Below are 26,922 nucleotides of genomic sequence, written 5' to 3'. Positions count from 1 at the left end.
TCACGGGCTGGTGCACGTCGCCGTCACGCACCGGTGCAGGTCGGCGTCACGGGCTGGTGCAGGTCGGCGTCGGCGCGGGTGGCGTGCCGGAGCCGAGGAAGCCGAAGGTCGTCGAGCCGGCGGCGGCGAGCGACCCGTTGTAGGCGACGTTGCGCACGGTCGCGGTCGAGCCGCTGGTGCTCAGGGTGCCGTTCCAGACCTGGCTGATGCTCTGGCCGCCGCCGAGGTCCAGGCGGACGGTCCAGCCGCTGATGGCGGCGCTGCCGGCGGTCACGATGACCTCACCCTGGAAGCCGCCGGACCACGAGCCGACGGTGCGGTAGGTCGCCGTGCAGGCTGCCCCCGAGGGCGGCGGGGTGGTCGTCGGCGGCGGGGGGCTCGTCGGCGGGCCCGTGGGCGGCGGGGTGGTCGTCGGCGGGGTGGTGGGCGGCGACGTCGGCAGGCCCGGCGGCACCAGCGGGCAGGTGGAGTTGTAGCGCGAGACGCCGGTGCTGTCCGCCAGCGGGCAGAGGAACTGGGTGTACCGCGTGTCGTTGTCCAGGAAGATCTTGAGCCAGGGGATCAGGATCCGCATCTCGGTGGGGTTCGGCCGGGTGAAGGAGAGGTGGTCGTTGCCGGCCAGCTCCGCCCAGGCGTGCTCCACCGAAGCCGGCAGCGTGTTGTAGATGCCCTGCACGTACGACGGCGTGACCGTGCCGTCGTTCTGCCCCGAGATGAGCATGGTGGGCACCTGGGTGGTGGACATGTTCAGGCTGTTGCCGGGCGCGCCGGGCGCAAGGCCGACGGCGGTCTTCAGCGACGGCCGGCGCAGCGCGGCGAGGAGGGTGCCGGCCCCGCCCGCGGAGTGGCCCATGACGCTCAGCCGGTTGGGGTCGACGCGGTCCCGAACCGGGCTGGACCGGGTGAGATAGTCCAGCCCCGCGAGCAGCTGGGTGGCGCGGGCGTCGGCCCCGTCGGTGCGGCTGTTGGTCTCGATGCCAAGCACCACGAACCCGAAGGACGCCAGCCAGGGCCCCATCCAGGCTTCCTCGTTGGCGAACAGCGCGGAATAGCCGGGGACGATCGCCACCGCACCCCAGGTGCCCAGGCTGGTGTCGGTCGGGTAGTAGACGTACCCGCCGTTGAAGCCGTTGCCCGGCGGCACGGTCGCCTGCGTCGTGGCGAACGGGCCCCGGCTGGCGGCCACGCTGGCCAGGGTCGGGTCCGGGCCCCGCTGGTACGGGTTGTCGGCGGCCGCCGCGGGCGGTGTGGTCATCGCCATCGTCAGGCCGAGGACCGCCGCGAGCCCGACCGCGAGCCAGGTGACGATGCCCGACCGGGGCAGGGAGCGCGCACGGGCCCCGCGTCCCTGCGGCGAGGGCGGGTCTGTCGGCAGCTTCACCGGCTCCTCCTTCGATCAGGCAAGGCCCGCACGCGAGCTCGCGATGTTATCGCTCACATTACGTCCATGATTCATGTCGGTCAATTAATCCGCACGGTTTCGGCCGTTCGGGGCCCTGCCGTCAGCGCGGCGACGGCTCCGGGTGGGTCGCGCGCAGCGACGCCAGCAGCCGCAGCCGGTCCGCGTCGGCGCTGCCCGGCTCGGCGGTGAAGACCAGCAGGACCGGGCCGGGGTTGCCCGGCAGCGGGTACGTGTCCCAGGCCAGGACGATGTCGCCGACCTCCGGCACCCGGAACGTCTTGGTGCCGCTGACCGACTCGCGCACGTCGTGCCGGGCCCACAGCCGACGGAACTCGGCGCTGCGGATGCTCAGCTCGCCGACGACCGCGGTGGCGCGCGGGTGGGTAGGGTCGGCGGCGACGGCGACGCGCATCATGCCGATGTAGTCGAGGGCCTGGCGCTCCCAGTCCGGGCAGCTCCGTCGCCCGGTCAGCGCGTCGTCGAACATCAGCAGCAGCATGTTGAGCCGCTCGGGCGGGTGGCCGCCGGGGTCGCCGAGCAGCGCCTGGGCCAGCGGGTTCCAGGCGAGCAGGTCGAGGTGCCGGCCGAGCACGACCGCCGGGGTGTCCAGCACCCGCAGCAGCCGCCGGGTGCCCTCCGGCACCCGCTCCGGGCCGTGGTCGGCGCGGGCGGGCACCGGCCGGCGGGCGGCGCGGGCCAGCGTGAACAGGTGCCGGCGTTCCCGCTCGTCGAGGCCGAGCGCACCGGCGATCGCGGCCAGCACGTCGTCGGACGGGCGCACCTCCCGGCCCTGCTCCATCCGCTGGTAGTAGTCGGTGCTCAGCCCCGCCAGCAGGGCCACCTCCTCGCGGCGCAGCCCGGTCACCTTGCGCCGGCCGCCCGGCTCCAGGCCGACGTCGCGCGGGCGCAGCCGGCTGCGCCGGGCGCGCAGGAAGTCGCCCAGCTCACGGGCGTACGGATGGCTCATGCCGCCAGTGTGGCGCGGCCCGGACCGCCGAGGGTAGGTCCGGCGAACCTAGGCAACCGGGAACGCCGGAGCCGGCCCGCGCCCCGCCTAGCGTCTGCCGCACCGACGCTTCGAGGAGCCGCAGATGACCGCATGGACCGCCGACCACATCCCCGACCAGCGCGGCCGGGTCGCCGTCGTGACCGGCGCGAACTCGGGCCTCGGCCTGGTCACCGCCACCGAGCTGGCCCGCCACGGCGCGCGCGTCGTGCTCGCCGTCCGCGACACCGCCGCCGGCAGGGAGGCCGCCCGCCGCATCGGCGGCGAGACCGAGGTACGCGAGCTGGACCTGGCCTCCCTCGCCTCCGTGCGCGCGTTCGCGGCGACGCTGGTCGCCGACCACCCGCGCATCGACCTGCTGGTCAACAACGCCGGTGCGGTGCTGCTCGGCCCCCGCCGCACCTCCGCCGACGGCTTCGAGCTGCACCTCGCCACCAACCTGCTGGGGCACTTCGCGCTGACCGGCCTGCTGCTGGAGAGCCTGGCGGCGGCGCGGCAGGCCCGGGTGGTCAGCCTCAGCTCGCTCACCCACCGCACCGCGCGCCTCGACTTCGCCGACCTGATGTACGAGCGCAACTACCGGGGGTCGGCCGCCTACGGCCGGTCCAAGCTCGCCACCACGGTCTTCGGCGTGGAGCTGGACCGCCGGCTGCGCGCCGCCGGGTCGCCGGTCGTCAGCGTGCTGGCCCATCCCGGGCTCACCCGCACCAACCTGACCCCGCGCGCCTGGGCGCACCGGGGCCGGGCCGGGCGGGCGGTCGCGCGGCTCGGCCTGCTGACCACCCAGTCGGTGCAGCAGGGCGCGCTGCCGCAGTTGCACGCGGCGACGGCGCCGGGCGTGCGGGGCGGCCAGTTCTTCGGGCCGGCCCGGCTGTGGGAGACGTGGGGGCCGGTCGCCGAGGCCCGGCTCGGTCGCGGGGCCGCCGACCCGGCGGCCGGGAAGCGGCTCTGGGCGGCGGCCGAGGAGCTGACCGGCGTCGGCGGCCCGCTCGCCGGCCGGGACCGTCAGTAGCCGCGGAAGTTGTCCTTGCGGATCTGCTTGCGCCCGATGCCGAGGTCCTTGAGCGCGGCGCTCGTCTCGGCGATGAACTGCGGCACTCCGGAGACGTAGTAGGTGGCGGCGGGGGCGTTCGTGGCGACCTGCTTGAGGTCGACCGCGAAGCCCTCGCGGTCCCGGTGGTAGCGGGCGTCGCTGGCGAGTTGCTCCGTCTCGATCTTGAACGCGTGCCCGTCCCCGACGTGCAGCAGCGTGCTGCGGACGCCGAGCCCGGCGGCGGAGATGTGACGCAGCAGGGAGCGGAACGGCGTGATCCCCACCCCCTGGGCGAGGAAGACGACGTCGTCGCCGGCCCCGTCCAGGGTGAACTTCATGATCGGGCCCCGCATCGTGACCCGGTCGCCGGGTCGCAGCGCCGCGAGCGCCTTCTTGAACCGGCTGCCGGATTCGAGCCTGGTGGCGAGCACGACCTGGTCGTCCTCCGGCGCCGAGGCCAGGGAGAACGGCTTGGCTCCCCCGCCCTTGACGGCGAAGAGGCCGTGCTGTCCGGCGATGTGCCGGAAGGGCCTGGTGGGAGTGAACGCGAAGACCGCCACGCCGTCGTCCTCCGTCCAGCGGTCGGCGAACTTGAGCGGGGTGGACGAGAGAAGACCCATGACTCCTCCTGGGGGTGCGGCAGGACGCCTTTCGTTCAACGTAGCAGATCGTTGAGGTTCCACAACTATCTGACCGCGCCGATGGTCAGCGGAATGGTAGCTTCGTGGCGTGACCTCCGCCTCGAACCCGGAGCCAGGCGTCCCCCTGCCGGTGCTGCTCTCGCAGGCCGGCGAACGGGCCCGGGAGCTCCTGCAACGCCAGCTCGCGTCGTCGCGGCTGCGGCCCCGACACGCGAACGTCCTGCTGCTCCTTGAGCGCCGGGGCGCCGCCGGGCAGCAGGAGCTGCTGGAGCAGCTCAACGTCGATGCCAGCGTGCTGGTGGGCCTGCTCAACGACCTGGAGGGCGACGGCATGGTCGAGCGCCGCCGCGACCCCGCCGACCGCCGCCGGCACATCGTCACCATCTCCGCGCACGGCAGGACGGCGGTCGCGGAGGTCCACGCGTCGATCGACCGGATGAGCGAGGCGCTGTTCGGGGCCCTGACCGACACGGACCGCGACCACCTGCGGCGGATCCTGACGGCGATGTCGGCCGGCAACCCGCCCACGGAGTCGACCTGCCCCGACCATCCGTGAGGCCGGCCAACCCGATGCGTGACGCGCACAACATGCAGTTGGTGAAGTCTTTGCACTGAGTGCAACATTGGCTGCATGACCAGGACCGAAGGACTACGCGAGCGACGCCGCCGTCAGACGCACCGCGAGATCCAGGAGGCCGCGCTGCGGCTCGCCCGCGAGCGGGGCTTCGCCAAGGTGACCGTGGAGATGATCAGCGCCGAGGCGGGCGTCTCCACCCGGACCTTCTTCAACTACTTCCCGAGCAAGGAGGCGGCGGTCATCGCGATGCCGCCGATGCCGCCCGACGACGACGTCGCCGCGTTCACCGCCGCCGGCCCCGCAGAGCCGGGCGACGTGCTCCTGGACCTGGTCGGCCTGCTCCTGCGCGACATGGCCCGCCACCCACCCGAGCGCGGTGGGCTGCACGCGATGTTCGCCCTTGGCCAGGAACATCCCGGGGTCCTCGCCGCCATGCTCGCCGGTTTCGAGGGATTCCAACGGCAGCTGGCCGTGACCGTCGCCGCGCGCACCGGCGACCAGCCGCAGGACGAGATGCCCCGCCTGATCGCCGGCCTCGCGATGGCCGTCGTCAGGACCGGCATGGAGAACTTCACCACCGGCGAGGACGACGACCCCGTCCCGTACGTCGAGCGCGCCGTGACCACGCTGCGCGCCCTGCTCGCCCGCTGACCTCACCCCTACCCGGAGACCCGGAGACCCCGATGACCGACACCGAAGCGCCCACAGCGACCCGGGAGCGTGGATCGTTCACCCTCCCGCCGCACTTCGCCCTGATCTTCACCGGCCTCATGGCCACCATGCTGCTCGCCTCGCTCGACCAGACCATCGTGTCGACCGCACTGCCCACGATCGTCGGCGAGCTCAACGGCGTCAGCCACATGGCGTGGGTGACCACCGCGTACATCCTCGCCGCCACCATCGCCATGCCGCTGTACGGTCGCTTCGGCGACCTGATCGGCCGCAAGACCCTGTTCCTCAGCGGCATCGGCATCTTCCTCGCCGGTTCCCTGATCGCCGGCGCCGCTTCCAGCATGACCATGCTCATCATCGGCCGGGCGGTGCAGGGGCTCGGCGGCGGCGGACTGATGATCACCTCCCAGGCGATCATCGCCGACCTCGTCCCGCCCCGGCAGCGCGCCCGCTACATGGCCCCGATCGGCGCGGTCTTCGGCCTCTCCTCCGTGGTCGGCCCCCTGCTCGGCGGCTACTTCACCGACCACGCCGACTGGCGCTGGGCGTTCTGGATCAACCTGCCCGTCGGTCTCGTCGCCCTGGCGATCTCCGCGTTCGCCCTGCGCCTGCCGCGCCGGAGCAGCCAGGTCTCCATCGACTACGTCGGCATCACCCTGATGGCCGCCTCGGTCACCGCCACCGTCCTGGTCGCCGTCTGGGGTGGCACGCAGTACGCCTGGACCGACCCGCTGATCCTGGGCCTGGCCGCCGGCGCCGCGCTCGGCTGGGTGCTGTTCTTCCTGTCGCAGCGCCGGGCCGCCGAGCCGATCATCCCGCTGTGGCTGTTCCGCAGCCGGATCTTCAACCTGGCCACCCTGCTCAGCCTGATCACGGTCGGCGTGGGCATGTTCGCCGTCATCGTCTACCTGCCGACGTACCTGCAGATGGTCTACGCGGTGAGCGCCACCGAATCCGGCCTGCTGCTCATCCCGATGGTCGTCGGCATCATGGGCACCGCCCTGCCCTCCGGGCAGCTCATCAGCCGGACCGGTCGCTACAAGATCTATCCGATCATCGGCACCGTCCTGCTGGGCGTGGCGGCCCTGCTGCTGTCCACCCTCGACGTGCACACCTCCCTCTGGGCGGTCTGCTCCTACATCTTCCTGCTCGGCGCCGGGCTCGGCCTGATCATGCAGAATCTCGTCCTCGCCGTGCAGAACGACTTCCCCGCCGCCGCCGTCGGCACCGCCACCTCGGCGAACAGCTTCTTCCGGGAGATCGGGGCCACCCTCGGCAGCGCCGCCGTCGGGGCGATCTTCACCAGCCGGCTCAGCGACCAGCTCGCCCTCCGGCTCTCCGGCGGCGCGGCCGGCGCGGTCGGCAACACCGACTCGCTCACCCCGGCGGCCGTGCACTCGCTGCCGCCCTCGGTGCAGGAGGCCGTGGTGGCCGCCTACCAGCACGCGCTGACACCGGTGTTCGGCTACCTGATCCCCCTGTTCGCCGCCGGCCTGGTGCTGGCGCTGCTGCTGCCAGAGAAGAAGCTCGCCGCCACCCACACCGAGACGGGCGCGGACACCGCGACCGGCCCGGACGACGCCGCACGGCCCGTGGCGCCCGCACCGGCCCTTTCGGCCTGAGCGGGCGACCAGGGGACATGTCAACAAACGCTAGGCTGGCCGCATGGAGCACAACTGGCTGGACGAGCGCGAGAGCCGCGCGTGGCGGGGCTTCCATCACCTGCGCGCCGCGTTGACCGCTCGGCTGGCCCGGCAGCTCAACCAGGAGTGCGGGCTCACCGAGGCCGACTACGCCGTCCTGGTGAACGTGTCCGAGGCACCCGGCCAGCGAATCCGCTCCCGGGACCTGTGCCGCGCCCTGGACTGGGAGCGCAGCCGGTTGTCCCACCAGATCGCCCGCATGCAGGCACGCGGGACCGTCGAGCGGGCCCCGTGCCCGGACGACGCCCGGGGATTCGACGTGGTGCTGACCGCAGCCGGGGCCGCCGCCATCACGGCGGCGGCGCCGATCCACCTGGCCGCGGTGCGGCACTGCTTCGTCGACCTGCTGACCCCGGAGCAACTGGACGTCCTCGGCGACATCGCCGACGTCGTCACGCAGCACCTGGCCGCCGAGCACGGCGAGGCGACGGGCGACGACGACACCTGCCCGACCAACCGCTGAGCTGCCCCTTACACCGTGGGTGGCGGCCCCGGCCGCCACCCACGGTGTGTCGTTCGCCAACACCAGTTTTGTTGACGTATCACGGTAAGGCCCCTAGCTTTGTTGACATGACAACATCTCAGGTCGGGCTCTCCCCGGTCGTGGCGGCCGAGCAGCGGCGCATACCCGGCTTCACCTCGCTGCTCTCCGTCGACCTGGAGAAGCTGGGCGTCGCCGCTTCGCCGGTCGCCGTGCTGGACGACTTCCGGGTCGACGGCCTTCCGTTCTCCCCGCACCCGCACGCCGGATTCGCGGCCGTGACCTACGTGTTCGAGGACTCGCCGGGGGACGTACGCAGCCGCGCCTCCTCCGGCGTGGACCTGCGCGTCGGCCCCGGCGGCATCGTCTGGACCGACGCCGGCAGCGGCGTCATCCACGAGGAGGTTCCGGCGACACCCGGCCGGGAACTGCACGGGCTGCAGATCTTCGTCAACCTGAGCGCCCGCAACAAGCTCTCCCCGCCCCGGGTCCACCACCTGCAGGGCGCCGACGTCCCGCAGTGGGTCGGGGACGACGGCACCCGGGTCCGGGTCGTGGTCGGCTCCTACGCCGGCGTCGCCTCGCCGCTGTCCCCCACCGAGCCGTTCACCCTGCTCGACATCCACCTGCGCGGCGAGATCCCGTTCGACCTGCCGGCCGCCCACCACGCGATCGCCTACGTGCTGGACGGGACCGTGACCGCCCGCACCGGCGACCGGGTCGTGCCGGTCGGGGGCACGCACGCCGTGGCGCTGACGGGCGGCGCTGGCCGGGTGACGCTGGCCGCCGCCGAGCCGGCGCACCTGCTCCTCATGGCCGGCGCAGAGGTGCGCGACCCCGTGGTCACCGCCGGCCCGTTCATCATGAACGACCACGCCCAGCTCCAGGCCGCCGCAGCCCGCCACCGGGCCGGCGAGATGGGCCGCCTCGCACCGATCGCCGGCACCGACCGCTAAGGAGAACGACATGACCAGCTCGGCCAACATCGACCTCGTCCGCGAGCTCTACGCGAACTCCGGCTCGCCGGACGTCGCCGCCAAGCTCATGGACCCCGACATCGTCGTCGACATCACCCCGGGCTACCCGTACGGCGGCGTCTTCCACGGCTACGAGAGCCTGATGGGCGACTTCTTCGGCCCGCTGTTCCAACTCTTCGGCTCGATGCGCGCCGAGGCCGACGAGATCTACGCGGACGACCAGGGCCACGTGTTCGTGCTCGGCCACTACCACGCCGTGACGAAGGAGGGCGTCGAGGTGGCGTCGCGGTTCGCCCACGTCTGGACGGTGGAGAACGGCCGCCTCGTCCGGGAGTGGCAGACCGCGGACACCGCCGTGCTCACCCAGGCACTCAAGAACTGAGCTGGCGGCCCGGGAGCTGACCGGCGTCAGCCACCGGTGAACTCCGGGGCGTGGGCGGTGACCCACTGGCGGAAGGTGCGCGCCGGCCTGCCGAGCAGGTCGGCCACGGTGGAGGTGACGTACGCCGGTTGTCCCGTCGCGGCGCGCCACGCGGCCAGGAGCATGTCCACGGCCGGGCGCGCGGCTTCCGGGGCGGCGCGCCGGAACTCGTCGGGCGTCATCTCCTCGAACGTGAGCCGGCGGCCCAGCGCGTCGCCGACGATGCGCACCTGTTCGGCCTGGGTCAGCGACTCGGGTCCGGTCAGGACGTGGTCGCCGCCGACGTGGCCGCCCTCGCGCAGGATCCGCGCGACGACCTCGGCCACGTCGCCGTCGTCGACGGGGGCGGTCTCGGCCGCGCCGTACGGCCACCGGACCACGCCGTCGCCCCGGATCGCGGCGGCCCACCAGGACAGGGCGTTCGACGCGAACATGCCCGGCCGGACGATCGTCGCGTCGAGCCCGGTGGCCGCGATGAGCCGCTCGTTTTCGGCGTGCAGCGCCGCCATCGGGTTCGGCTGCTGAAAGAACGGGTGCGGGGTCCGGTGCGGCGCGGACAGGTAGACGACCCGGCGCGCGTGGGCGGCCAGCCGGTCGACGACTTCCGGCGCGGTCTGCGGCGGGGCCGTCCAGACCAGGAAGACCGCGCCGACGCCGGGCAGCGCGGCGTCGAGCGACGCGGGCACGGTGAGGTCGCCGGTGACGACCTCGACGTCGGCGGGCAGCGTCGCCGCCGACTCGGCGCGGCGCACGAGGGCGCGGACCGGCACGCCCGCCCCGGTCAGCAGGTCGACCACGGCGCGGCCGATGCGCCCGGTCGCCCCGGTGACGAGCACCGGCGGCCCTCCTGCGGGTCTCACGTCAGCACGCTGTCCCATGCGCCCATTCAAACGTTACCAAGTTACAAAAGCAACCCGGTAACAAAGGTTACGCTGGCGCGGTGAGCGAGCCGGTCGGGCTGCGGGCCCGCAAGAAGGCACGGACCCGGGACGCGATCGCCGACGCGGCGATCTCGCTGTTCCTGGCGCGCGGGTTCGACCAGGTGTCCGTGTCCGACATCGCCGCGACGGCCGAGGTGTCGAAACCCACCCTGTTCCGCTACTTCCCCACCAAGGAAGACCTCGTCCTGCACCGCTTCGCGGACCACAACGGCGAGGCCGCGCGCGTGGTCGGCGAGCGCCGCCCCGGCACCGCGCCGATCGCGGCGCTGCACCAGCACTTCCGCGCCGGCCTCGACCGTTTCGAGCCCGTGACCGGCCTCAACGACCACCCCGAGGTGGTGGCGTTCCACCGGCTGGTGTTCGGCACCCCGAGCCTGGCGGGACGGCTACTGCAGTACATGCGCGATGACGAGGACGCTCTGGCCGCCGCCCTCGACCCCGGCGTCCGGGGCCGGCTGCTGGCCGCCCAGGTGATCGCGGTGCAACGCGTGCTCGCCCGCACCAACTGGCAGAAGGTCGCCGCCGGGCGCACCGCACGCGACGTACACCCGGAGGCGGTCGCCGACGCGGACCTGGCCTTCGCCCAACTGGGCCGAGCAACGAGCCACCTCTAAACGGCTCCCGGGGAAGGAGGGCGGCAGCCGGGCGGGCCTGGTGGCGGTCGCCCGTGCCCGGCCTGCGGCCCATCAGGTGGCAGGAAAGTCGGCCCCTCGGGAGAGCGCGGCGGAGCCGCGGATGTCGTCGAGGGCGCCCTCGAGCGTGGTGACGACCGCGTCGAATCCGGCACTGCCCAGGACAAGTCGGCGCGGAGGGGTGTCCTGACCCATCGCGGCGATCACCGCGCGGGCTCCGCGCCGTGGGTCACCGGGCTGCTTCCCGTCCTGATCGATCATGGCGGTGCGGACCTTCTCCAGCATCGGCAGGTACGCCGGGATGCTCTCCTCGACAGCTTCGTCGGCGAAGCCTGCGTAGGCGCGGGTGCGGAACGCGCCCGGCTCCACCGCCATCACCTGGATGCCCAGCGGGGCGACCTCCGCGCGGAGCACCTCGGTGACGGCTTCGAGCGCGGACTTGGCGGCGCTGTAGTACCCGAATCCCTCGACACCGCGCAGCCCGGCCACCGAGGACATGTTGACGATCCACCCGCTGCCTCGGGTACGCATGCCGGGAAGGACGGCACGGATCACGGTGAGGACGGCGAAGAAGTTCAGCTCGAAGATGCGTCGGACCTCGGCGTCGGCCATGCCCTCGATGGAGCCGTACCAGCCGCGGCCCGCGTTGTTGACCAGCACGTCGATGCCGCCGAGGAGTTCTTCGGTGGCACGCACAGCCTGCTCGACGGCCTTCTGGTCGGTGACATCGGTGGTCAGGATCAGGACGCGGTCGCCGTACTGCCGTGCCCACGACTCCAGTTCTTCGGGCCGTCTCGTCGTCAACGCCACCCGGTCGCCGTCGTCCAGCGCGGCCTCGGCGTACGCCATGCCGAACCCACCCGGGGTGCCTCCGGTGATGAACCAGGTCTTCATGCTCGTTCCGTCCCTCGTCCGGTGCCTGCCTGTCTTCGTCCCACCCTCGGCCCTCTCCTCGGGAGAAGGTCCAGGGGCGGCGGCTGTGATCACGGTCGCCCCAGGCTCGGATCCGGTCAGGATCACCGGACCGTCAGGCGGAGGCCAGGCGGAACACCGGCCACCCGAGTTCGGTCCGCCACCGCTCGGAGTGCCCCGTGTCGCGCGGCCCGACCAGGTACGTCTCGTGGACGGGCCCGTCGACGCCCAGGGCGTGGGAGGCGACCCAGGCGCCCAGGCGGCCGTAGGTGACGTCGATGTCGTCGTGTGGCCCCCGGTGGACCGCGACGGCGAGGTCGGCGGACGGCAACTCGACAACCTCGATCCGGCCGGTCCCGCGCGGGTGGCGAACCGGGCGGAAGACCGTCATGAGGCCGACGCCGTCGGTGAACAGCTCGTTGGCGTACCGCCCGCCGGGGGGCCCGGTGCGCTCGGCCGGCGGGAAGGCATCGTCCAGCTCGGTCATCGCCGTGTCGAACCAGGCGAGCGCGTGCTCGTGCCGGACCTGGGCCCGGATGGCGACCACGGTCCGGGCGGGAACGGAACGCAGTTCGAACTCGAGCGCGGCGGCGTCCGGACGCAGCAGCTGGCGGAGCGACACGACGGCGGCTCGGGTGCGGTCCAGTTCGGCCTCAAGTCGCCGCAGGTGGCCCGCGACGAGTTCGGTGCGCCGTTGCGGGTCGTCGGTGGCGAGGATCGAATTGACCTCGGCCAGGGGCACGTCGAGCTGCCGGAGCCGGTGGATGACCTGCGCGGTCGCGATCTGCTCGGGTTGGTAGTACCGGTAACCCGTGTGCGGGTCGACCGCGGCCGGCGCCAACAGCCCGGCCTCGTGGTAGCGGCGCAGGGTCCGCACGCTCAGGTGGCTCATGGTGGCGAACTCGCCGATGGTCAAGCCTTTCCGCATCGTCACAGCATCCATCTCACACGACGTTCTGAATCTCCTGGTCAGTGGCGCTCAGGGGTTGCTTCCTTCCGACGTGGGGCTCACGGTTCGATCGTGAGCCGGGTGATCAGGGCACCGTCCAGGACGAACCGGTAGCGCAGGTCCGCAGAGCCACCCGGAAAGTCACCTTCCAGATGCTGCACCACGTCGAAGCGGGCCTCACCCACCCGGTGAGCACCGACGAAATCCGTGGTGTACGTGTACCCACTCCCCCCGTTGACCAGCCAGTTTCGGACCTCCTCCGTCCCCCGGTAGCTACGGCCCTCATCCGTCACCACCGCGTCCGCAGCGAACGCGCCGGCCGCGGTCTCCGTCTCCCGGGCCTCATGCGCGGGGAGAAAGCCCCTGATCACCGCCGGCAGCTCCGGCCAGTTGATCGCGGTTCCTCGCTTCGAGTTCAGTTCCATGCCCCAACGATCAGGTCTCCCGCGGGGGGAGGGTCAACTCTCGGCGCGCCGGCCGGATCGGGTGCCATCCCCGGTCATCCGGTCTGCTGAGGGTCGTCCCGGTCCGGCGCGGCTGGCCGGATTGCTGCACTTTCCCGCTGCACTTCCTCGGCGGCGTCGATGACGTTGCGGGCGGCGGTGGCCACGGCGCATCCCGATCTCCGGCAGATCGGGCAACGCCCGTCGGGCCCGGGTCGGTGCTCGCGCAGGACCCAGCGGGCGGTGAGGATGAGCCGGTTTCGGATCTGCGCCAGGGACAGGAACGGCGCGGTCATGCTCAGGTCACCCCGAGAGCGGCGGCGAGCTGGACGACCGTGGCCGGGGCGTGCGGGTCGCGGGCGACCTGGGCGACGATGTCGCGGGCGGCGGGGCGGTGGCGCACCTCCGCCGGCGCAAAGCGGTCGGCCTCGACCAGCGCGCGGGCGGCGCGGGCCGGGTCGTCGGTGTGCAGGTAGGCGCGGGCGGCGTCGAGCAGGTGCGCGGCCCGGTGCTCGGCGGGCAGCCACCGCCACCCGTCGCGCGTGACCGTCTTCTCGTGCCAGGTGACGGCGTCGTGGGCGTGGCCAAGATCGAGGGCGGCGGCCACCCGGGCCAGGTCCACGGCGGTCGGCCCGAACGCGGTCCGATGGTGGTCGTGGCCGTCGCCGACCCGGGCGGCCATCGCGGCGGCCTCGTCGAGCAGGTCGGCGACCGTGCGGTCGTCGCCGTGGCGGGCGGCGGCCAAAGCCCCCTGCACCAGCAGCGACCCGCACAACGACAGCTCCGCCGGTGACGCGTCGTCGGGGTCCGGCGGGGCGATCCGGTACGCGGCGGCCAGCGCCGTCGACAACGCCGCCCGCACCCGACCCGAGGCGCGCAACACCTGGCCGAGCTGCACCGTGGCGGCAGCCACCAACACCGGATCGCCGGTCGCGGTGAGCATCGCCCGGTCGGCGGCCAGCCACGCAAGCTCCGCCTCGCCCAGCTTCACCAGCAGCGACGCGGTCAGCCGGTACGCCTCCACCACCGTCGCCCGACCCCGCCCCGGATCGTCGGCGTGCGCGCGCTGCGCGTCGGCCAGCAGCTCCGGCAGCAGCTCGGCCACCCGCGGATACCGGGCGTGCTGGAAGGTGATCCAGGCATGCCCGACATCCCGCCCCACCCGGTCCGCCGGCACCCCCGGGCAGCCGACCACGGGGCGTCCCACCGCGACGTCGTACGTCGACAGCGCCTCCCGGATCCGCTCCACGCCCTCGATCCGCCCGGTCACCTCGGCGGGCCGGGCGTCGCGGCCCAGCAGCACCGCCGCGTCGATCCGCAACACGGCGGCGATGTCGTGCAGGGTCGACACCCTGTCCAGGGACCGCACACCCCGCTCGACCTTGTCCACCCAGCTCTTCGACTTGCCCAGCCGATCGGCGAACACCTGCTGCGACAACCTCCGCCGGCCCCGCCAGTACGCGACCCGCCGGCCCACCGGCAGCGACTCAAGGCTGTCCACGACGCCACCGTCGGTCGGGCACCGCCCGGGTGGTCTCCTCGGCCGGTATCCGTTCCGCCTCGGCCTGCGCGAGGAGTCGTTGCTTGGCGGCTTCGTGCTCGGCCGCCTGGATCTGCTCGCTCCGACTCTGCGCCGGATCCCGCTCCTCACCGTGCACCTGCTTCTCCTTGGATAGGAGCGCGGTGGTGGTGCTCTGGGAAGGATCGACCACTGCCGCGCCGAACATAGGGCGCGGCAGTTGGCCGGAGCGGCACGATATCTCGGTAGAGCGTGTCCATGTCGACCTCGACCCGACGGAGGAAGGTCACGACTGCTCCCGGATCGAACCCTCGCCGGTCGAACCGAGTCATCGGGAAGCGCTGCCAGCAGACCTCTACTGGCGTCAACAGGTGCTGCGTGGTCCGGTAGCTCCCGCTGCCCTCGGTGGTGCCGCTGCTACCACCGGACCCCCTAGCGAGGCCGTCACCACCCGGCTCGGCGGGCGTATCGGTGCTCCACTTTATGTCCCTCCGTCCCTCGCTGTCGACAGCGGCGCACGGCCCGACCGCCGGACCGGCCTGCCCCTGGTGTGGCTGCTCTTAGGTCCGGTGCCTGTCTCTTCTCGTACGGCAGGACAAGAGGGCAGGCACCGGACTTGTGCCCCTCCTGGTGCGACCCGAGGACGAACACGACCCGCAGCTTAATCAACTATGTCTACCTGGTCTAGCCGGCTCGACATAGTTGATGCGGCTTTCTGAAAGTGATCTACTCGGGGGTGCGACCCGAGGAGTACAGATGCCCGCCAAGTACGAGCGGGTGGCCGAGGCCATCCGCGAGCAGATCCGGAGCGGCAAGCTCGCCGTGGGAGACAAGCTCCCGTCCACAGCAGAGCTGAAGGCCGAGTACGACGTCTCTTACGGCTCGATCCGTGGAGCCATGCTGGTCCTCAAGACCGAGGGCCTGGTCGAAGGCCGCCAAGGCGAGGGCGTCTACGTCAAGGCCAAGCCAGCGGACTGAGGCAGGCGGCCCACACTAGAACGACTGCCCCTGGCGGCGCTTGCCCTACCCATTCGCCGGCGATCAGGCACATCGCCGTTGATGCAGTCGAGACATGGAGCATCGACAAGTCGGCTCCCGAGAAGAAGGACGAGGCGACTGCCTCGCGGTGCAGCGACCCTGGCGGTGGCCTGAGCTGCCGCACCGCCAGGGGGCACTGGCCTCGCTGACGGCAAACCGATACTGCATCCGAGTTCTGAATCTGAGAACGTGTGCCCGCAGAGTCGGACCGGCGTGGACGGAGCCACTACCCTTGATCATCCTGGACACCAACGTCCTCTGGGGCGTGACGCTAGACAGCAGCACCGCCGATCTCCTCCGGGCTCTCAGGGCGGCCGGTGTCCGGGTCGCTGTCCCGTGGGTGGTCATGGAGGAACTGGCCTCGCAACGGGCTCTCCAGTACACCGAGACGCACGAAAAGGCGGCTTCGGCGCTCAAGGAGCTGAAGCGGCACGTTCCGTGGGGAGGAGTGCCTAATCTCGGCCAGGTCGACACGGAGCGGCATCGCAAGCACTGGCGGAACACGTATCGGCAGATGGTCGAGGTCATCCAGCCGAGCGCGGAGGTACTACGGAACGCGCTCTTCCGGGAGTCCAACGTCCTCGCGCCATGCAAGCGGGTCGGCGGCCAGAAAGGTGAAAAGACCGGCTCCCGTGATGCCGCGATCTGGCTGACCGCCGTCGAGTACGCACGCAAGCACGAGGACGACAAGGTCTACTTCGTCAGCACGAACACGAAGGACTTTGGCAACGGCACGGAGTACCCGGAGCCGATGAAGAGCGACCTCGCAGGCATAGAGGGCCGCTTCTTCCACCTCACCTCCATGGACGACGTCCTGAGTCGCTTCGCGAAGCAGGCCGACCCCGACCCGGAGTTCCTCCCCGCGCTTCTGGCCCGCGAGGAGACGATCGGGTTGCTCGTGGACGCACTGTCCGAACATCTGCCGACGTTCGCCTCCAAGACCGACGATGGATGGCTGAACCCGCGCCTTATTTGCACCCGGCTGGGGGACGGCGAAGACGCGGGCGAGACCCTCTCCGGGCTGGGGTGGTTCAACACGCCCTCGCTCACCCTCGACGGTGTATTGGACGAGAGTGCCCGCAGCATCGACGGACAGGACTGGTACATGGCCACGGTCCGGTTGTTGGCCACCGGCTTCATGGTGTTGGCCGGACCAAGCTTCATCCCCGCAGCAAACGCTCTGGAGGCCCGAGTACTTGTGACTCAGGACAAGACCGGCACACGCCCATCGGTCCTGCGATGCAAGCCGCCACAGGCTCTCGACGCCGAAGAAGTCAGCCGGGTTCTGAGCACATGGACCAACTGGCAGCAGGAGGTGGAAGCGTCATTCCCGCCCGACCACCTGCCCAGGCAGGCCTCCGCCAAGACGAGCACGCTTCCGCAGTCTGACTCGTCAGCCGCAGCCCTCTCCTTCTTGATCATGATGGCTGTCGATGCGTGGATGAATCGAAAAAGGTCGAAGTAGGGCAGCCTCCTGACCGTCGCAACCCAAGGGCGGCCAGACCCGAGGTTTCCACCCGCTGCCTCCTCACTCCCCTACCTTGCAAAGATCAAGTAAATCCCCGGATGGCTAGTCGAACGGTGACCTCGGTGTGGCGTCGGATCTGGTCGGCTTCCTTGGCAGCATGAGTGGCTGTCAAGCCAAGCTGTTCACCCGGTCGTGAGGCCTTGCACGCTGGCCTTACTGTTATCCCGTGCTACTGATTTCAGCGCCGCAGGAATTCGACTGGCAAAAGGTGGCGGACCAAGCCACTGTTTCAGGTGTTCTTGTGGCCCTGATGGTGGGCATCGCGACGACCGTGGTCATGATCCGGCAGGAGAAAACTACCAGGATTGGCCAAGAAGAGCAGACGAAGTTGGCGCGTGCTGCGGCAAGTCGGGCGGAGCGGGCCGCCGGGTTGACCGAGGATTATACGCGCCGGGTGGTCGAAGCTCTCGAGGTTATTGCTGCTGGGCAGAGGGCTGCGACTGCACCGCGTGTAACGTGGTCGCTCCAACATCTTGAGAGAGATGCCTATCAGCTGACGAACCTGGGCAACGAGGTTGCGATAAATGTACGCGTCACCGCACATCGCTCCATGGTTATGGGCACACCAAGCGCCGAGACTCTGGCACCTGATGAGGCGTTGACGTTCCTTGCTGTTCCGACATTGGAGACGAGCGATAGCACTATCTCAGTTCGTTGGTTCAGTAGGGATTCAGGTGGTGAGGAGCAGATGTGGAAGTACCCGCTTCCGCCCAGCTCCTGACCTAACCTGCCACCCCGTCCGCCGCCGACCCACACCACGGTGGAGCGGGCCAGGACCAGGGCGACAAGGTCGTTTCTTAGGGTTCTTGCGTCTGGATGATGTTCCGGGCCGCCGGGTTGGTTGGGTGTGGCTCAAGGTCGTTTGCCGTCAGGTGGCTATGGACGAGCGGCCACCCAGCCGGCCCAGGGCGCCCTTGACCGCTGATTGAGATCTGTGAGTCGTCGCTTGCTAAGGAACTGCCGGCGGGGTCGTCCGAGGTGACCTGGATATGGGTGCTTCGGGAGGACGGCTTGGTGCAGGTATGGATAGGCGTGGACGCGGGCAAGCAGGCTCACCACGCAGCGGCGGTGGACGTGGCCGGGCGGGTGCTGTGGTCGACGCGGGTGGCCAACGATCAGCAGGCGATCGCGGACTTGATCGGGCGGGTCGGCGCGGATGACGAGGTGGTGTGAGCGGTCGACCTGGTCGGCTGCGAGACCGCGCTGCTGCGGGCGATGTTGATGCTGGCCGGGCAGAAGGCGGTGTATATCCCGGGCCGTAAGGTCAAGACGATGGCTGCTGGGTTCGCTGGCGAGGTCAAGACCGCCGCCCGGGATGCGGTGGTCATCGCGAACACTACTCACGAGACCGAGCAAGGATGGCAGCCCTGGCTAGTGTGCACCGACTGCGCAGGCAACGGCGGGCGCAGCGAGTGGGTGTTCACGTCATCCGAGACCACAACCAAGGTTCTTAAGTGGATCCTCTGCCGGTCATGCCGGGCCATGGGAGGCCGTCGCCCCTGACGACGTACCGGGCATCAGACATCCGCCACGCTGAACCGGTACCCGCGCACTCAACCAGCGAACGCGACCGCCGAACACCGGCATCGTTCACTGCCTCCCGACCATCATTGATCGACAGACACGAACAAGGCCCCTCGATCGAGGGGCCTTGAGCTTGCCGTATTCAGTGTGGGCGATACTGGGATCGAACCAGTAACCTCTTCGGGGTGTGAACGCCGGTACGGCGCACCGCGGCCTGTCGTCCGCTGCCGTCTGGTGCCGCTGAGCATGACCGCTACGCCGACCAGTGGCAGGCCTTGTCGGCATTTACCAGCCGTCTTGCTGCCTCTCCCCTGCAAGATTAGAGCTGCTGTCGGCCACCGTCGGTGCCGGCCGCTGGACTGCTCGTGCCAGTCGGCTCCCGCCGGCGTCGTGCCGCACACGTCGGCCAGCATGGCTATACGGGTGGCCGCACAGGCGAGCCTTGCACCGACACATGCAAAACTACCGCTACCTACCCTTGGGCGTCTACACCCTCTTCCACCTCAGCATCTGAAGCGAAAGACAGTCTGCAATTAGCCCCCATAAGAACGGCAGCTATGGCCTCTTGCGCAGCCTCGGGGGCGTGAGGAAACTCCGCCCCGCCTTCCGAGTTCTCAAACTCCAGGTCAGTAATCTTTTCAATTAGAGCAACTTTGTCTTCGGAACACCCTTCAACGTTTACGTACAAATCCAGTCTTTTCATGAATGCAACGGATGCAGTGTCGAATATCTCCCACAAATCTGAGCGGTCCTCAGGTGACGGGGATAGCCCGTTACAGACCTCATCCGCAAAAGACCTGTCGAGCGATGGCGCGAGTTCCGAAAGAGAGGTAAGCTCCCCCGACTCATGCCAATGCAGCAAGGAGAGCAGGCTGGATCCCTGATTTGCCGGACGCCCCGCAAGTAAGTGATACACCGTTGCGCACAGTTGATAGATATCCGTTTGCATTCCTGGCTTCTCGCCTCGCCATTGCTCAGGCGCGGCATAGAGAGGAGTCTGCTTACCCCACACGGTATGGGTGCGCGTAATGGCTTCAACTACTCGGGCTAAACCAAAGTCGGCGACCTTCACCCTACCAGTAACCGACAGCAGTATATTTCCTGGCTTGATGTCCCGATGCAGGATCCCTCGCGCATGGGCCGCCTGAATAGCTTGAATGGTTTCTAATGTAATGTAGAGACCAATAATGTGCCGCGTGGTTTCGTCAAGCTGCGGAGCGTAAGTTCCTATCCATTCCGCAACGTTGCACCCCTCCACGTATTCCATCACCAAAGCGGGGCCCTGATGAATCTCAGTGCACGCCTCTAAGAGGTCCAAAACGCTTACTACCTGAGGACATCCGAGAAGACCTCCTGCGGCCTTAGCTTCATCTCGAAGAATTTTGTGAGCCTCTGGCGTTTCGCGAAGCTCCTTCTCGCCAACAAACTTGACTGCAACGTTCCTGCCGAGTAAGCAGTCATAGGCGAGCCAAACCTCTCCCATGCCGCCAGATCCGAGACGGCGCTTGATCTCGTACCGGTCGTTGATCACTCCAAAGTCCACATTGGTACGTTACGGCATCTCGATCCCTGCCTCTGAACCCGGAAGTCATCCCGTCTGCCGCCGACCCACCCACCGTGGAGCGGGCCAGGGCCAGGGTGACAAGGTGGAGCGCCCTACCGGACGAACGACCTTGTCGCCCTGGCCCTGGTCTGCTCGGCTCTGCCTGGGTCGGTGGTGGACGGGATGGCATCCCACCTCAACCACCCGCGGCCGCAACCGTTCGGCAGCTCCATCCCGGAGTCGTTGGGCCCCCGCCGGAGGCAGCCCTAACCCCAACCCCGCCCCTCACCCGCCTTCATTCCTTTCCCACACCGGGCCCCGGAACGGCCGACGTGTTCCGTTCGGCAACTCGCCGGCCGACCGTCGACCGGTCCGCGGTGAGGTCCACGAGGGGGAGAGACCGGCGGGTGTGCTGTCGCGTGGTCCCGGTCAGTCCGGGACTCGTCACCGGTTCCTCACGGAACCAGGGGTGACGCGCGGGGCGGGGCGTGGTTTGCGGGCCGGCTGACTTTCCGCCCCGGCGCCGTAGGCGGCCGGGGCGGCGGCTCCGTAGGAGCCGGTTGCCGCGCCCCGGCCCGCGCCGCGCGGAGTGCCTTGATCTAGCCCAGGCCAATTCGGCAACAGATCATAGGCAGCTCCTGTCGTGTCCCGGCTGCTGCTTCACATCAGCGTTCCACCACACGTTTGTCATGACCGGGATGGCGGTCAGCACGGCGGGGTTAATAGCGCACAGGCCGCCGATCGGGACTGGCTCGACGTGGCCGCTCGCCGGCCTGTTGTGGTGCAGGTCCAACGCGGTGTCGATGATGACTGTCCGTTCGAGGTCCGGGACGTCGGATATCGGGACCCAGGCAGCCATGTCCGTCGAGCCGTCGGTCTCGTGGCGCAGTTCGCCGCCTACGAGGGCAATGCTGTAGAAGATGCCTACGCAGTGCAGCTCGCCGCCCGTCGGGCCTGCCCAATCCACGTGCCAGGTTCGGGAGTCGACACCCAGGAGGCTTACGACATCGGCCGTGTAGCCGGTCTCTTCGGCCACCTCTCGTACGACTGCGTCGTAAGGGTCCTCGGCGTGTTCGACCTTGCCGCCCGGCAAGGTCCAGTGCCGTTGCGCCCGGTCCGGGGAGACGTATCGGGCCAGAAGGATGCGGCCATCGTCGTCGATACACACCCCGTAGGCTGCGAGGCGAAGTAACTGCGAAACCACGGCTACCGACTCTAGGTCAACCGTCATCATCAGACGACTTGCTCGCCGCTACCTGGAAGAGCGCTAGGGATCCGGCCACTGGCTACGGTTCAGGTCCGCCTGCGGCTCGCGATCTGGTCAGAGAGCTGCTGCACATGGGCGGGGTCCGCGTCTCGGGCAAGGGCTACGTAGTGGTCCATGACGGCCGGCCGGTAGCGCACGGGCAACGTCTGTCCTGGGGCGAGTCGGGTGAGCTCGGTGATCGTGAGGTCTTCGTCTGCGATACCGCGGAACGAGATGCCCTCAGCGGTCTCCACGTCGAACATCAGGACCACGCGAGGGTTGCTGTTCACTTCCCGCCAGTCGACGAGAACGCCGAGCGCAAGCGCCCCCGTGCGCAGTTCCGCATTGCGCTTCCGGGCATCACTGCTCAGGAGCGGGTTCGGGGCGACGCCCGGGAAGTTAAGCCCGACGCCGAGCGATTCCCGACTCAGGTCGGGCCTGAGCTGCGCCATCAGATCGTTGAGCTTCTTCTTCGAACCGAACATCCTGGCCCCTCCCTCACACCGGTGCCGGAATCTCGGCCTGACGCTACGCCCGCACCGCGACTGTACGTCACGGTCATTCTCGACCACCGTCGCAACGCCTCCGCCGATCACCGGTGCTGACCGCCACTTCGGGCACCCAGCGAGCAAGCAAGCACCGAGCAGCCGGTCCACTCGACTGGCAAGAACGGCCCGCCCCGGCAACGCACCCAGCCACCTGCCCAAATCCATGCAAACAACCGATTATTGGACTATACGGGCGTTCGGCGCCTTACCCAAGAAAGCGCTAGGCATCGACCGTCACCCTCAGGAACCGAGGGCGACGTTCCCCCGTCTGGGCGACGGCCTTACCCCAGTCCGGAAGGCACAGACCCCTCGCTTGTAAGTTTTGGGCACCTCGTCTGCCTACGTCCGCGCACGTCCGTCACCTCGGGCAACCGTCCGCATCCGGTCATCCCCGGTTGCTCACGACTGGTCTTGTTGCTGTCGGCGCTGCTGTCGAGCGCACCCTCAGTGTCTGCCAGAGCGCATATAGTAGTCGGATGCAGCCGCCGCCCGTGGTCTATCTGCTCGTCGGCCTACCCGGCTCGGGCAAATCAACCTATGCCCGCACGCTTGAACGCGATGGGGTGCTGCGACTGTCCGTGGATGAGCAGATGATGACGCGCCATGGACGGCTCGGGAAGGACTACCCCACAGAGCAGCACCTGGACCTGCTAGGCCCCGTTGTGGACGCGGTTCGGCGCCAGCTAATCACGGCGGTCAAGTCCGGTCGTACGGTCGTTCTCGATCACGGACTCGGCCGACGCAGCGAGCGCGACGAGTACAAGCAGCTCGTAACAAGCCTCGGTGCGACGTGGCGGCTGTTGCACTTCCCGGTCGAACGAGATGAGCTGCTAAGGCGGCTGGCAGTCCGCAACGAAAGCCCTGGGTATGGAGTGATCGACCCGGAAGTCCTGGACTGGATCGCCACCGCTTCCGAGGAACCACACGACGAAGGCGAAGAGACTTCCCGGCCCGGCGACCTCAACTATCCGGTAGGACAGCTAGCCCAGGCCACACGGAGGCCATGAGGGTGAGTTGAAGCGGAACTTAGACTGCCTCTCCCGTGACCTGCGGCAGCCTGGTCGGCGCACTGGTCACGCCTGCTCCTGGGCTCGCGTCGTTGATGGCCGGTTGCCGACGTTTCACAGTGTCTTGTGCCCCGTGTGTGCCCCGGCAGATTCCTTGCCCTCCAGGCAACAGCCAGCCCGCTGCGACCTGCCCTGATACGCGCGTTAAGACTATTGGGTGCGCCAAGGACGGCTTGACTGCGCATGCTTCAATGTCAATGTGCATCGCGACTGGCTTGACTGGCTAAGTCTTGTTTTACACGCTTGCCACTAGCGCGGGCTTACTCGGTCTCTTCTTGACCATAAGAGCCTACAAAATTGCCAAAGGTCAGGGCCGAAAGGCTCTTGAGCTGGAAATGCTTAAAGACCTATTGGGTGAACTTGATGCACTTTACAAATCGACTGAGCACATGAGTGCACCAGGACCAATACCCCGACCCGGCGTGGAGTCGCGGGCGAGGATCCTCGCTCTCGATCCGAGCGAATTAGACTTGTGGGTCCAGGTATATGAATACCACCCGGGAGACCGGACCGACGATAGCCCGCTGGAACACCATCTTGTTAAGAAAACATTGGTGAAGCTCGACCAACCGACCCACCGGACCATCAAAGGTTACGTGCTGTCGGCAATGCACGAGCAGGTCGTCATAGCAATGAAGAAGAGAGTTTAGAGGGACCAAAAGGCCGCCTCTTGCATCTGTCTATCATTTCCCCGCCCGTCAAGCCGGCCTTGACGGGCGTACGGACGCCGGAGGAGTGAGCGGAGTCGGCTTTCGTGTCGCGCCGACGCCGGGTTCTGCCCCGGACCGCGCCCCCGACGGACGCCGCCACAGTGGCGCAGTTGACCTGACCTCGCCCGGCACGGACCCAGCTCCTGGGGTCGGAGCTGACCATCGGCGACCACCCTCCCCCTCCCAGGTGAGCAGTTGACCTGGGCGTGAGCGGCTGCGGAGCCGGCTCCTGGGCAACCGGCATGCCCTCGGCGGACACCGCCCCCGTGCTTGGGGCTTGCCGCGCGGACCCGACGGCGCGTCACCTGCGCCGCGCTGCTCAAGCGCGGCGCGGCGGGCTGCCGGCAACGGATCTCACCACACTCCTCCGCCATCCCGTCTGCGGCGGCCCCTGGGGTTCCCGCTCTCCGCGCCAGCCGCCGGGTGTGTTGCGTGGCCGGAGTCGGAGCGCCAGCGGAGCGACGGACGCGCGCCCAGGCGGCGGCGCGTGCGGCCCGTCAAGGGCCGCCTTGAAAGACGTACAGAAAGTTCTCCCACATTGGCCGGTAGCCGGTCCGGCCCCGCTCGGCACCGAGGTTCACGACGGGTTGACGAGTCGGTACCCGGTGCTACTCTGGCGGTCGTCGATCACGCCAGTGCGGCCTTCCTGCCGGATCGCTGGACTCGACCACGGAGATGCTGAGCGGTCTTCCTGCCGCTGATGCGGGCCAGATCCCGCCGGTTCTCGATCACCTTGGCCGCGATGTCGGTCCCGAAATCCGCTGAGTGGCCCAGCACGGCCTTCCCGCCGTCACGATGGCCCGGATTCGCTCTCCTCGACGGGTGGGGCTCGCCTGCGGCAACCCGCCGGATGCCGACCTTCAGGCACCCCACCCGTCCCGGCCTCACCCAGGCCCAGAAACTGGAAGATCCACGTCCCCAACGGCGGTCAGCCACATCCGCCCTCCGGCGTCAGCCGCCCTTCCAGGCGGTGCCAGGAGACACCACGAACACCACCGACGGACAGCGTTCCGACAACCGGTGGCGGTTCGTCGCCCGTCCCTGGCACCCGCCCTGAGGAGAGACCGTGTCCACCCTGCACCGTCCCGGCGTCGCCGGCGGTCGTGCCGCCCAGGCCCTGCATCGGGCCACCACCCCCGACTACTTCGGCTGGCTCGAACACACTCGAACCGCTGGCGGTTGTGCCCGTCCGATCCGGCTGACCGGAACCATGACCGCCGTCGACCGGGACACCGGACGGGTCCTAACCGAGCAGCACACCGATGAGTTGCCCGATCGGGTGCTCTACAAGGCGTGCGGCAACCGGCGTGCCCGCCGGACCTGTGCCACCCTCCTGGCCGACCTCGACGTGCATCCACGGGTTGCCATGCAGATCCTTCGGCACGCCCGGTTCTCGGTGACGATGGAGATCTACACCCAGGTCTCGTCCACGGCGACCCGGGAGGCACTCAAGCGCCTCGGTGAGTCACTCGGGCACTGACGAGAACTGCTGTGCTTCGCTGCTGTACGGGCAGCAGAAAGGCCACCTTCATCGATGGAAGGTGGCCTTTGATCTGCGTGGGCGATACTGGGATCGAACCAGTGACCTCTTCGGTGTGAACGCCGACATGGCGCATCATCGGCTGCAAGCCGTTGCCTTCTGGTGCCGCTCAGGTGGCCGTGGTGCACGTCGAGCCTCGGGCACCATCAACGGCTGGCAACCGTTTCGCTGCCTCTGTGCTGCCCGAATCACCCCCGCGTGCGCGGGGAACAGCCGGTCGCCGCCGGCTGGTGGTAGAGCGCCTGAGGATCACCCCCGCGTGCGCGGGGAACAGCACCCGCCGGCCGTCAGCATCGACACGATGCTGGGATCACCCCCGCGTGCGCGGGGAACAGGCCTAGGGCTCGAAGGGTCCGGGGTGATCTTCGGGATCACCCCCGCGTGCGCGGGGAACAGCCGAAGATACGACCGGCCACCGGACGACCGGGGGGATCACCCCCGCGTGCGCGGGGAACAGGTGGCTCGACATCGACACCCAGGCCCGGACGGTGGGATCACCCCCGCGTGCTCGGGGAACAGAGCAAGAACCACGCCATGCGCGTAAAGGGATTGGGATCACCCCGCGTGCGCGGGGAACAGCGCTTCTGTCCGCCCGAGATCGCGGACCTGTGGGGATCACCCCCGCGTGCGCGGGGAACAGCTGAACCTGCCGGCGCGCATCGACCTGGTCGCGGGATCACCCCCGCGTGCGCGGGGAACAGGCCGCCGGCCATCCCTGCTTGGCGAGATGGCGAGGATCACCCCCGCGTGCGCGGGGAACAGTTTCAGCGCGGGCCCCCTTCCTCCGGGGGCCCGGGATCACCCCCGCGTGCGCGGGGAACAGCGTCACCTTCGACGACGGCACGACCCTCCGGGGGGATCACCCCCGCGTGCGCGGGGAACAGCGTACCTCGGCAAGCTGTTCGTCATCGACCGGGGGATCACCCCCGCGTGCGCGGGGAACAGATCAGCCGCTCGGAGATGAGCTGCGTCGACGCGGGATCACCCCCGCGTGCGCGGGGAACAGTCGACCCGGGGACGAACGGGGTCACGATGGCCGGGATCACCCCCGCGTGCGCGGGGAACAGATGGACAGCCCCGGGCGGCACTCCTCGGGGTCGGGATCACCCCCGCGTGCGCGGGGAACAGCTGTTCGTCGGGGTCCCGCATGCCAAATGCTAGGGATCACCCCCGCGTGCGCGGGGAACAGACTTTCTGACCTGGGCCGCTAAAGATCAACAGCGCCGATTTCATTCACTTCCTCGCCCAAGATCCCTCCGCCTGTGCCGCCGGTTACTGGTGACAAGGTACCGCTGACTCGCCGCGCTTGGCGCGCACCGCGCCCCCGCCCCTGCCATCCCGTCCGCCGCCGACCCACACACCGTGGAGCGGGCCAGGGCCAGGGTGACAAGGTGGAGCGCCCTACCGGACGAACGACCTTGTCACCCTGGCCCTGGTCTGCTCGGCTCTGCCTGGGTCGGCGGTGGACGGGATGGCATCCCACCCCAACCACCCACGACCGCAACCGTTCGGCAACTCCATCCCGGAGTCGTTGGGCCCCCGCCGGAGGCAGCCCTAACCCCAACCCCGCACCCACCCGCCGCCCCCTTCACCCACCTTCACTCCTTCCCCACACCGGACCCGGAAGCGGCCGACGTGTTCCGTTCGGCAACTCGCCCCGGCGACCGTCGACCGGTCCGCGGTGAAGTGTTCCGAGGATGGAAGAGACCGACGGGAGAGATGTCGCGTGGTTCCGGTCAGTTCGGGACTCGTCACCGGTTCCTCACGGAACCAGGGGTGACGCGCGGGGCGGGGCGTGGTTTGCGGGCCGGCTGACTTTCCGCCCCGGCGCCGTAGGCGGCCGGGGCGGCGGCTCCGTAGGAGCCGGTT

At 69.2% G+C, this 26,922-nt stretch carries 28 protein-coding genes and 1 CRISPR repeat array; of the genes, 15 read left to right on the top strand and 13 right to left on the bottom strand.

The genetic code is table 11. The features are described 5' to 3' along the window. Positions 1-46: 46 nt before the first annotated feature. Both LPA42_RS17955 and LPA42_RS17950 read right to left on the bottom strand, forming a co-directional pair. The gene (locus LPA42_RS17955) at positions 47-1,324 is read right to left on the bottom strand and encodes a cellulose binding domain-containing protein (RefSeq protein ID WP_305076022.1); all 1,278 of its coding nucleotides are present in this window, start codon (positions 1,322-1,324) and stop codon (positions 47-49) included. Positions 1,325-1,502: 178 nt separating this feature from the next. Beyond that, entirely contained in the window at positions 1,503-2,369 is an 867-nt protein-coding gene (locus LPA42_RS17950; protein WP_077936944.1) for a helix-turn-helix domain-containing protein, read from the bottom strand. A gap of 124 nt (positions 2,370-2,493) precedes the next feature. On the opposite strand from LPA42_RS17950, the gene LPA42_RS17945 reads away from it, so the two are divergent. Next, positions 2,494-3,420: an oxidoreductase gene (locus LPA42_RS17945; RefSeq protein ID WP_077936943.1), complete on the top strand. Its 927-nt coding sequence runs from the start codon at positions 2,494-2,496 to the stop codon at positions 3,418-3,420. Here the strand turns inward: LPA42_RS17945 and LPA42_RS17940 are convergent. Beyond that, positions 3,414-4,061, bottom strand: a complete 648-nt coding sequence (locus tag LPA42_RS17940; RefSeq protein WP_077936942.1) for a ferredoxin--NADP reductase — start codon at positions 4,059-4,061, stop codon at positions 3,414-3,416. The two genes, LPA42_RS17945 and LPA42_RS17940, sit on opposite strands and share 7 nt — an antisense overlap. Before the next feature lie 109 nt (positions 4,062-4,170). Here LPA42_RS17940 and LPA42_RS17935 point away from each other — a divergent pair, with 109 nt between their 5' ends. The 6 genes from LPA42_RS17935 to LPA42_RS17910 all read left to right on the top strand — a co-directional run bounded on the left by LPA42_RS17935 (position 4,171) and on the right by LPA42_RS17910 (position 8,874). Then, positions 4,171-4,638 (top strand): MarR family winged helix-turn-helix transcriptional regulator, encoded by a 468-nt coding sequence (locus LPA42_RS17935; protein WP_077936941.1) that lies wholly within the window; start codon positions 4,171-4,173, stop codon positions 4,636-4,638. A gap of 75 nt (positions 4,639-4,713) precedes the next feature. Then, positions 4,714-5,310 (top strand): TetR/AcrR family transcriptional regulator, encoded by a 597-nt coding sequence (locus tag LPA42_RS17930; protein ID WP_077936940.1) that lies wholly within the window; start codon positions 4,714-4,716, stop codon positions 5,308-5,310. 32 nt (positions 5,311-5,342) lie between these two features. Next, on the top strand, positions 5,343-6,953 hold the full coding sequence (locus LPA42_RS17925; RefSeq protein ID WP_077936939.1) for an MDR family MFS transporter: 1,611 nt from the start codon (positions 5,343-5,345) through the stop codon (positions 6,951-6,953). Positions 6,954-6,996: 43 nt separating this feature from the next. Further along, on the top strand, positions 6,997-7,497 hold the full coding sequence (locus LPA42_RS17920; protein WP_077936938.1) for a MarR family winged helix-turn-helix transcriptional regulator: 501 nt from the start codon (positions 6,997-6,999) through the stop codon (positions 7,495-7,497). A 107-nt stretch (positions 7,498-7,604) separates the two neighbouring features. After that, the gene (locus tag LPA42_RS17915; RefSeq protein WP_077936937.1) at positions 7,605-8,471 is read left to right on the top strand and encodes a pirin family protein; all 867 of its coding nucleotides are present in this window, start codon (positions 7,605-7,607) and stop codon (positions 8,469-8,471) included. 10 nt (positions 8,472-8,481) lie between these two features. Continuing rightward, positions 8,482-8,874: a nuclear transport factor 2 family protein gene (locus tag LPA42_RS17910; RefSeq protein WP_077936936.1), complete on the top strand. Its 393-nt coding sequence runs from the start codon at positions 8,482-8,484 to the stop codon at positions 8,872-8,874. A 26-nt stretch (positions 8,875-8,900) separates the two neighbouring features. Here LPA42_RS17910 and LPA42_RS17905 read toward each other — a convergent pair whose 3' ends face one another. Beyond that, positions 8,901-9,773, bottom strand: a complete 873-nt coding sequence (locus LPA42_RS17905) for an NAD(P)H-binding protein (RefSeq protein WP_228986702.1) — start codon at positions 9,771-9,773, stop codon at positions 8,901-8,903. An 80-nt stretch (positions 9,774-9,853) separates the two neighbouring features. On the opposite strand from LPA42_RS17905, the gene LPA42_RS17900 reads away from it, so the two are divergent. Beyond that, positions 9,854-10,468: a TetR/AcrR family transcriptional regulator gene (locus LPA42_RS17900; protein WP_077936934.1), complete on the top strand. Its 615-nt coding sequence runs from the start codon at positions 9,854-9,856 to the stop codon at positions 10,466-10,468. 72 nt (positions 10,469-10,540) lie between these two features. On the opposite strand, the gene LPA42_RS17895 is transcribed toward LPA42_RS17900, so the two are convergent. The 6 genes from LPA42_RS17895 to LPA42_RS17870 all read right to left on the bottom strand — a co-directional run bounded on the left by LPA42_RS17895 (position 10,541) and on the right by LPA42_RS17870 (position 14,502). Further along, positions 10,541-11,380, bottom strand: coding sequence for an SDR family NAD(P)-dependent oxidoreductase (locus LPA42_RS17895; RefSeq protein ID WP_077936933.1), 840 nt, complete (start codon positions 11,378-11,380; stop codon positions 10,541-10,543). Between the two features lie 133 nt (positions 11,381-11,513). Beyond that, positions 11,514-12,326 carry a MerR family transcriptional regulator gene (locus LPA42_RS17890; protein ID WP_077936945.1) on the bottom strand — a complete coding sequence of 271 codons (813 nt, stop codon included), beginning with the start codon at positions 12,324-12,326 and terminating at the stop codon, positions 11,514-11,516. Between the two features lie 80 nt (positions 12,327-12,406). Beyond that, on the bottom strand, positions 12,407-12,772 hold the full coding sequence (locus LPA42_RS17885) for a DUF4440 domain-containing protein (RefSeq protein WP_077936932.1): 366 nt from the start codon (positions 12,770-12,772) through the stop codon (positions 12,407-12,409). Positions 12,773-12,846: 74 nt separating this feature from the next. Further along, a complete protein-coding gene (locus tag LPA42_RS17880; RefSeq protein ID WP_077936931.1) occupies positions 12,847-13,086 on the bottom strand; it encodes a hypothetical protein in 240 nt (79 codons plus the stop codon). 2 nt (positions 13,087-13,088) lie between these two features. Continuing rightward, positions 13,089-14,291, bottom strand: coding sequence for a helix-turn-helix domain-containing protein (locus LPA42_RS17875; RefSeq protein WP_228986701.1), 1,203 nt, complete (start codon positions 14,289-14,291; stop codon positions 13,089-13,091). Further along, the gene (locus LPA42_RS17870; RefSeq protein WP_228986700.1) at positions 14,278-14,502 is read right to left on the bottom strand and encodes a hypothetical protein; all 225 of its coding nucleotides are present in this window, start codon (positions 14,500-14,502) and stop codon (positions 14,278-14,280) included. Before LPA42_RS17870 ends, LPA42_RS17875 begins: the two co-directional genes overlap by 14 nt. A gap of 563 nt (positions 14,503-15,065) precedes the next feature. Here LPA42_RS17870 and LPA42_RS17865 point away from each other — a divergent pair. The 4 genes from LPA42_RS17865 to LPA42_RS17850 all read left to right on the top strand — a co-directional run bounded on the left by LPA42_RS17865 (position 15,066) and on the right by LPA42_RS17850 (position 18,048). After that, positions 15,066-15,287 carry a winged helix-turn-helix domain-containing protein gene (locus LPA42_RS17865; protein WP_074477664.1) on the top strand — a complete coding sequence of 74 codons (222 nt, stop codon included), beginning with the start codon at positions 15,066-15,068 and terminating at the stop codon, positions 15,285-15,287. Between the two features lie 292 nt (positions 15,288-15,579). Beyond that, entirely contained in the window at positions 15,580-16,812 is a 1,233-nt protein-coding gene (locus LPA42_RS17860) for a PIN domain-containing protein (RefSeq protein WP_158229395.1), read from the top strand. A 229-nt stretch (positions 16,813-17,041) separates the two neighbouring features. Continuing rightward, on the top strand, positions 17,042-17,596 hold the full coding sequence (locus tag LPA42_RS17855; RefSeq protein ID WP_144082586.1) for a hypothetical protein: 555 nt from the start codon (positions 17,042-17,044) through the stop codon (positions 17,594-17,596). 311 nt (positions 17,597-17,907) lie between these two features. After that, the gene (locus LPA42_RS17850; RefSeq protein ID WP_158229394.1) at positions 17,908-18,048 is read left to right on the top strand and encodes a transposase; all 141 of its coding nucleotides are present in this window, start codon (positions 17,908-17,910) and stop codon (positions 18,046-18,048) included. 823 nt (positions 18,049-18,871) lie between these two features. Here the strand turns inward: LPA42_RS17850 and LPA42_RS17845 are convergent. From LPA42_RS17845 to LPA42_RS17835, 3 genes are all read right to left on the bottom strand, one after another. After that, on the bottom strand, positions 18,872-19,942 hold the full coding sequence (locus LPA42_RS17845) for a serine/threonine-protein kinase (protein WP_144082585.1): 1,071 nt from the start codon (positions 19,940-19,942) through the stop codon (positions 18,872-18,874). A gap of 625 nt (positions 19,943-20,567) precedes the next feature. Continuing rightward, positions 20,568-21,176, bottom strand: coding sequence for an NUDIX hydrolase (locus tag LPA42_RS17840; RefSeq protein ID WP_198956591.1), 609 nt, complete (start codon positions 21,174-21,176; stop codon positions 20,568-20,570). Between the two features lie 59 nt (positions 21,177-21,235). Then, positions 21,236-21,673, bottom strand: a complete 438-nt coding sequence (locus tag LPA42_RS17835; protein ID WP_077937978.1) for a hypothetical protein — start codon at positions 21,671-21,673, stop codon at positions 21,236-21,238. Between the two features lie 539 nt (positions 21,674-22,212). Between LPA42_RS17835 and LPA42_RS17830 the strand changes: the two genes are divergently transcribed. From LPA42_RS17830 to LPA42_RS34490, 3 genes are all read left to right on the top strand, one after another. Next, a complete protein-coding gene (locus LPA42_RS17830) occupies positions 22,213-22,743 on the top strand; it encodes an ATP-binding protein (protein WP_198956592.1) in 531 nt (176 codons plus the stop codon). A gap of 335 nt (positions 22,744-23,078) precedes the next feature. Further along, positions 23,079-23,453, top strand: a complete 375-nt coding sequence (locus LPA42_RS17825; RefSeq protein ID WP_144082670.1) for a hypothetical protein — start codon at positions 23,079-23,081, stop codon at positions 23,451-23,453. Between the two features lie 1,126 nt (positions 23,454-24,579). Beyond that, complete coding sequence (locus LPA42_RS34490) at positions 24,580-24,993, top strand: replication initiator (protein WP_077937981.1); 414 nt, start codon at positions 24,580-24,582, stop codon at positions 24,991-24,993. Positions 24,994-25,237: 244 nt separating this feature from the next. Beyond that, positions 25,238-26,242: direct repeats of the CRISPR family, unit length 29 nt; unit sequence GGGATCACCCCCGCGTGCGCGGGGAACAG. Positions 26,243-26,922: the final 680 nt, after the last annotated feature.

Origin of the sequence: Micromonospora sp. DH13, from assembly GCF_020873825.1 — a bacterium.
Lineage (GTDB): Bacteria > Actinomycetota > Actinomycetes > Mycobacteriales > Micromonosporaceae > Micromonospora > Micromonospora haikouensis.
This window is presented reverse-complemented; position numbering and strand designations above follow the sequence as displayed.

Excerpts from the sequence above, each read along its gene's own strand:
- LPA42_RS17895 (WP_077936933.1), bottom strand. The coding sequence starts at position 11,380 with ATGAAGACCTGGTTCATCACCGGAGGCACCCCGGGTGGGTTCGGCATG.
- LPA42_RS17840 (WP_198956591.1), bottom strand. The coding sequence starts at position 21,176 with ATGATGACGGTTGACCTAGAGTCGGTAGCCGTGGTTTCGCAGTTACTT.
- LPA42_RS17885 (WP_077936932.1), bottom strand. The coding sequence starts at position 12,772 with ATGGAACTGAACTCGAAGCGAGGAACCGCGATCAACTGGCCGGAGCTG.
- LPA42_RS17950 (WP_077936944.1), bottom strand. The coding sequence starts at position 2,369 with ATGAGCCATCCGTACGCCCGTGAGCTGGGCGACTTCCTGCGCGCCCGG.
- LPA42_RS17880 (WP_077936931.1), bottom strand. The coding sequence starts at position 13,086 with ATGACCGCGCCGTTCCTGTCCCTGGCGCAGATCCGAAACCGGCTCATC.
- LPA42_RS17910 (WP_077936936.1), top strand. The coding sequence starts at position 8,482 with ATGACCAGCTCGGCCAACATCGACCTCGTCCGCGAGCTCTACGCGAAC.
- LPA42_RS17945 (WP_077936943.1), top strand. The coding sequence starts at position 2,494 with ATGACCGCATGGACCGCCGACCACATCCCCGACCAGCGCGGCCGGGTC.
- LPA42_RS17890 (WP_077936945.1), bottom strand. The coding sequence starts at position 12,326 with ATGCGGAAAGGCTTGACCATCGGCGAGTTCGCCACCATGAGCCACCTG.
- LPA42_RS17835 (WP_077937978.1), bottom strand. The coding sequence starts at position 21,673 with ATGTTCGGTTCGAAGAAGAAGCTCAACGATCTGATGGCGCAGCTCAGG.
- LPA42_RS17865 (WP_074477664.1), top strand. The coding sequence starts at position 15,066 with ATGCCCGCCAAGTACGAGCGGGTGGCCGAGGCCATCCGCGAGCAGATC.
- LPA42_RS17930 (WP_077936940.1), top strand. The coding sequence starts at position 4,714 with ATGACCAGGACCGAAGGACTACGCGAGCGACGCCGCCGTCAGACGCAC.
- LPA42_RS17830 (WP_198956592.1), top strand. The coding sequence starts at position 22,213 with ATGCAGCCGCCGCCCGTGGTCTATCTGCTCGTCGGCCTACCCGGCTCG.
- LPA42_RS17920 (WP_077936938.1), top strand. The coding sequence starts at position 6,997 with ATGGAGCACAACTGGCTGGACGAGCGCGAGAGCCGCGCGTGGCGGGGC.
- LPA42_RS17940 (WP_077936942.1), bottom strand. The coding sequence starts at position 4,061 with ATGGGTCTTCTCTCGTCCACCCCGCTCAAGTTCGCCGACCGCTGGACG.
- LPA42_RS17915 (WP_077936937.1), top strand. The coding sequence starts at position 7,605 with ATGACAACATCTCAGGTCGGGCTCTCCCCGGTCGTGGCGGCCGAGCAG.
- LPA42_RS17925 (WP_077936939.1), top strand. The coding sequence starts at position 5,343 with ATGACCGACACCGAAGCGCCCACAGCGACCCGGGAGCGTGGATCGTTC.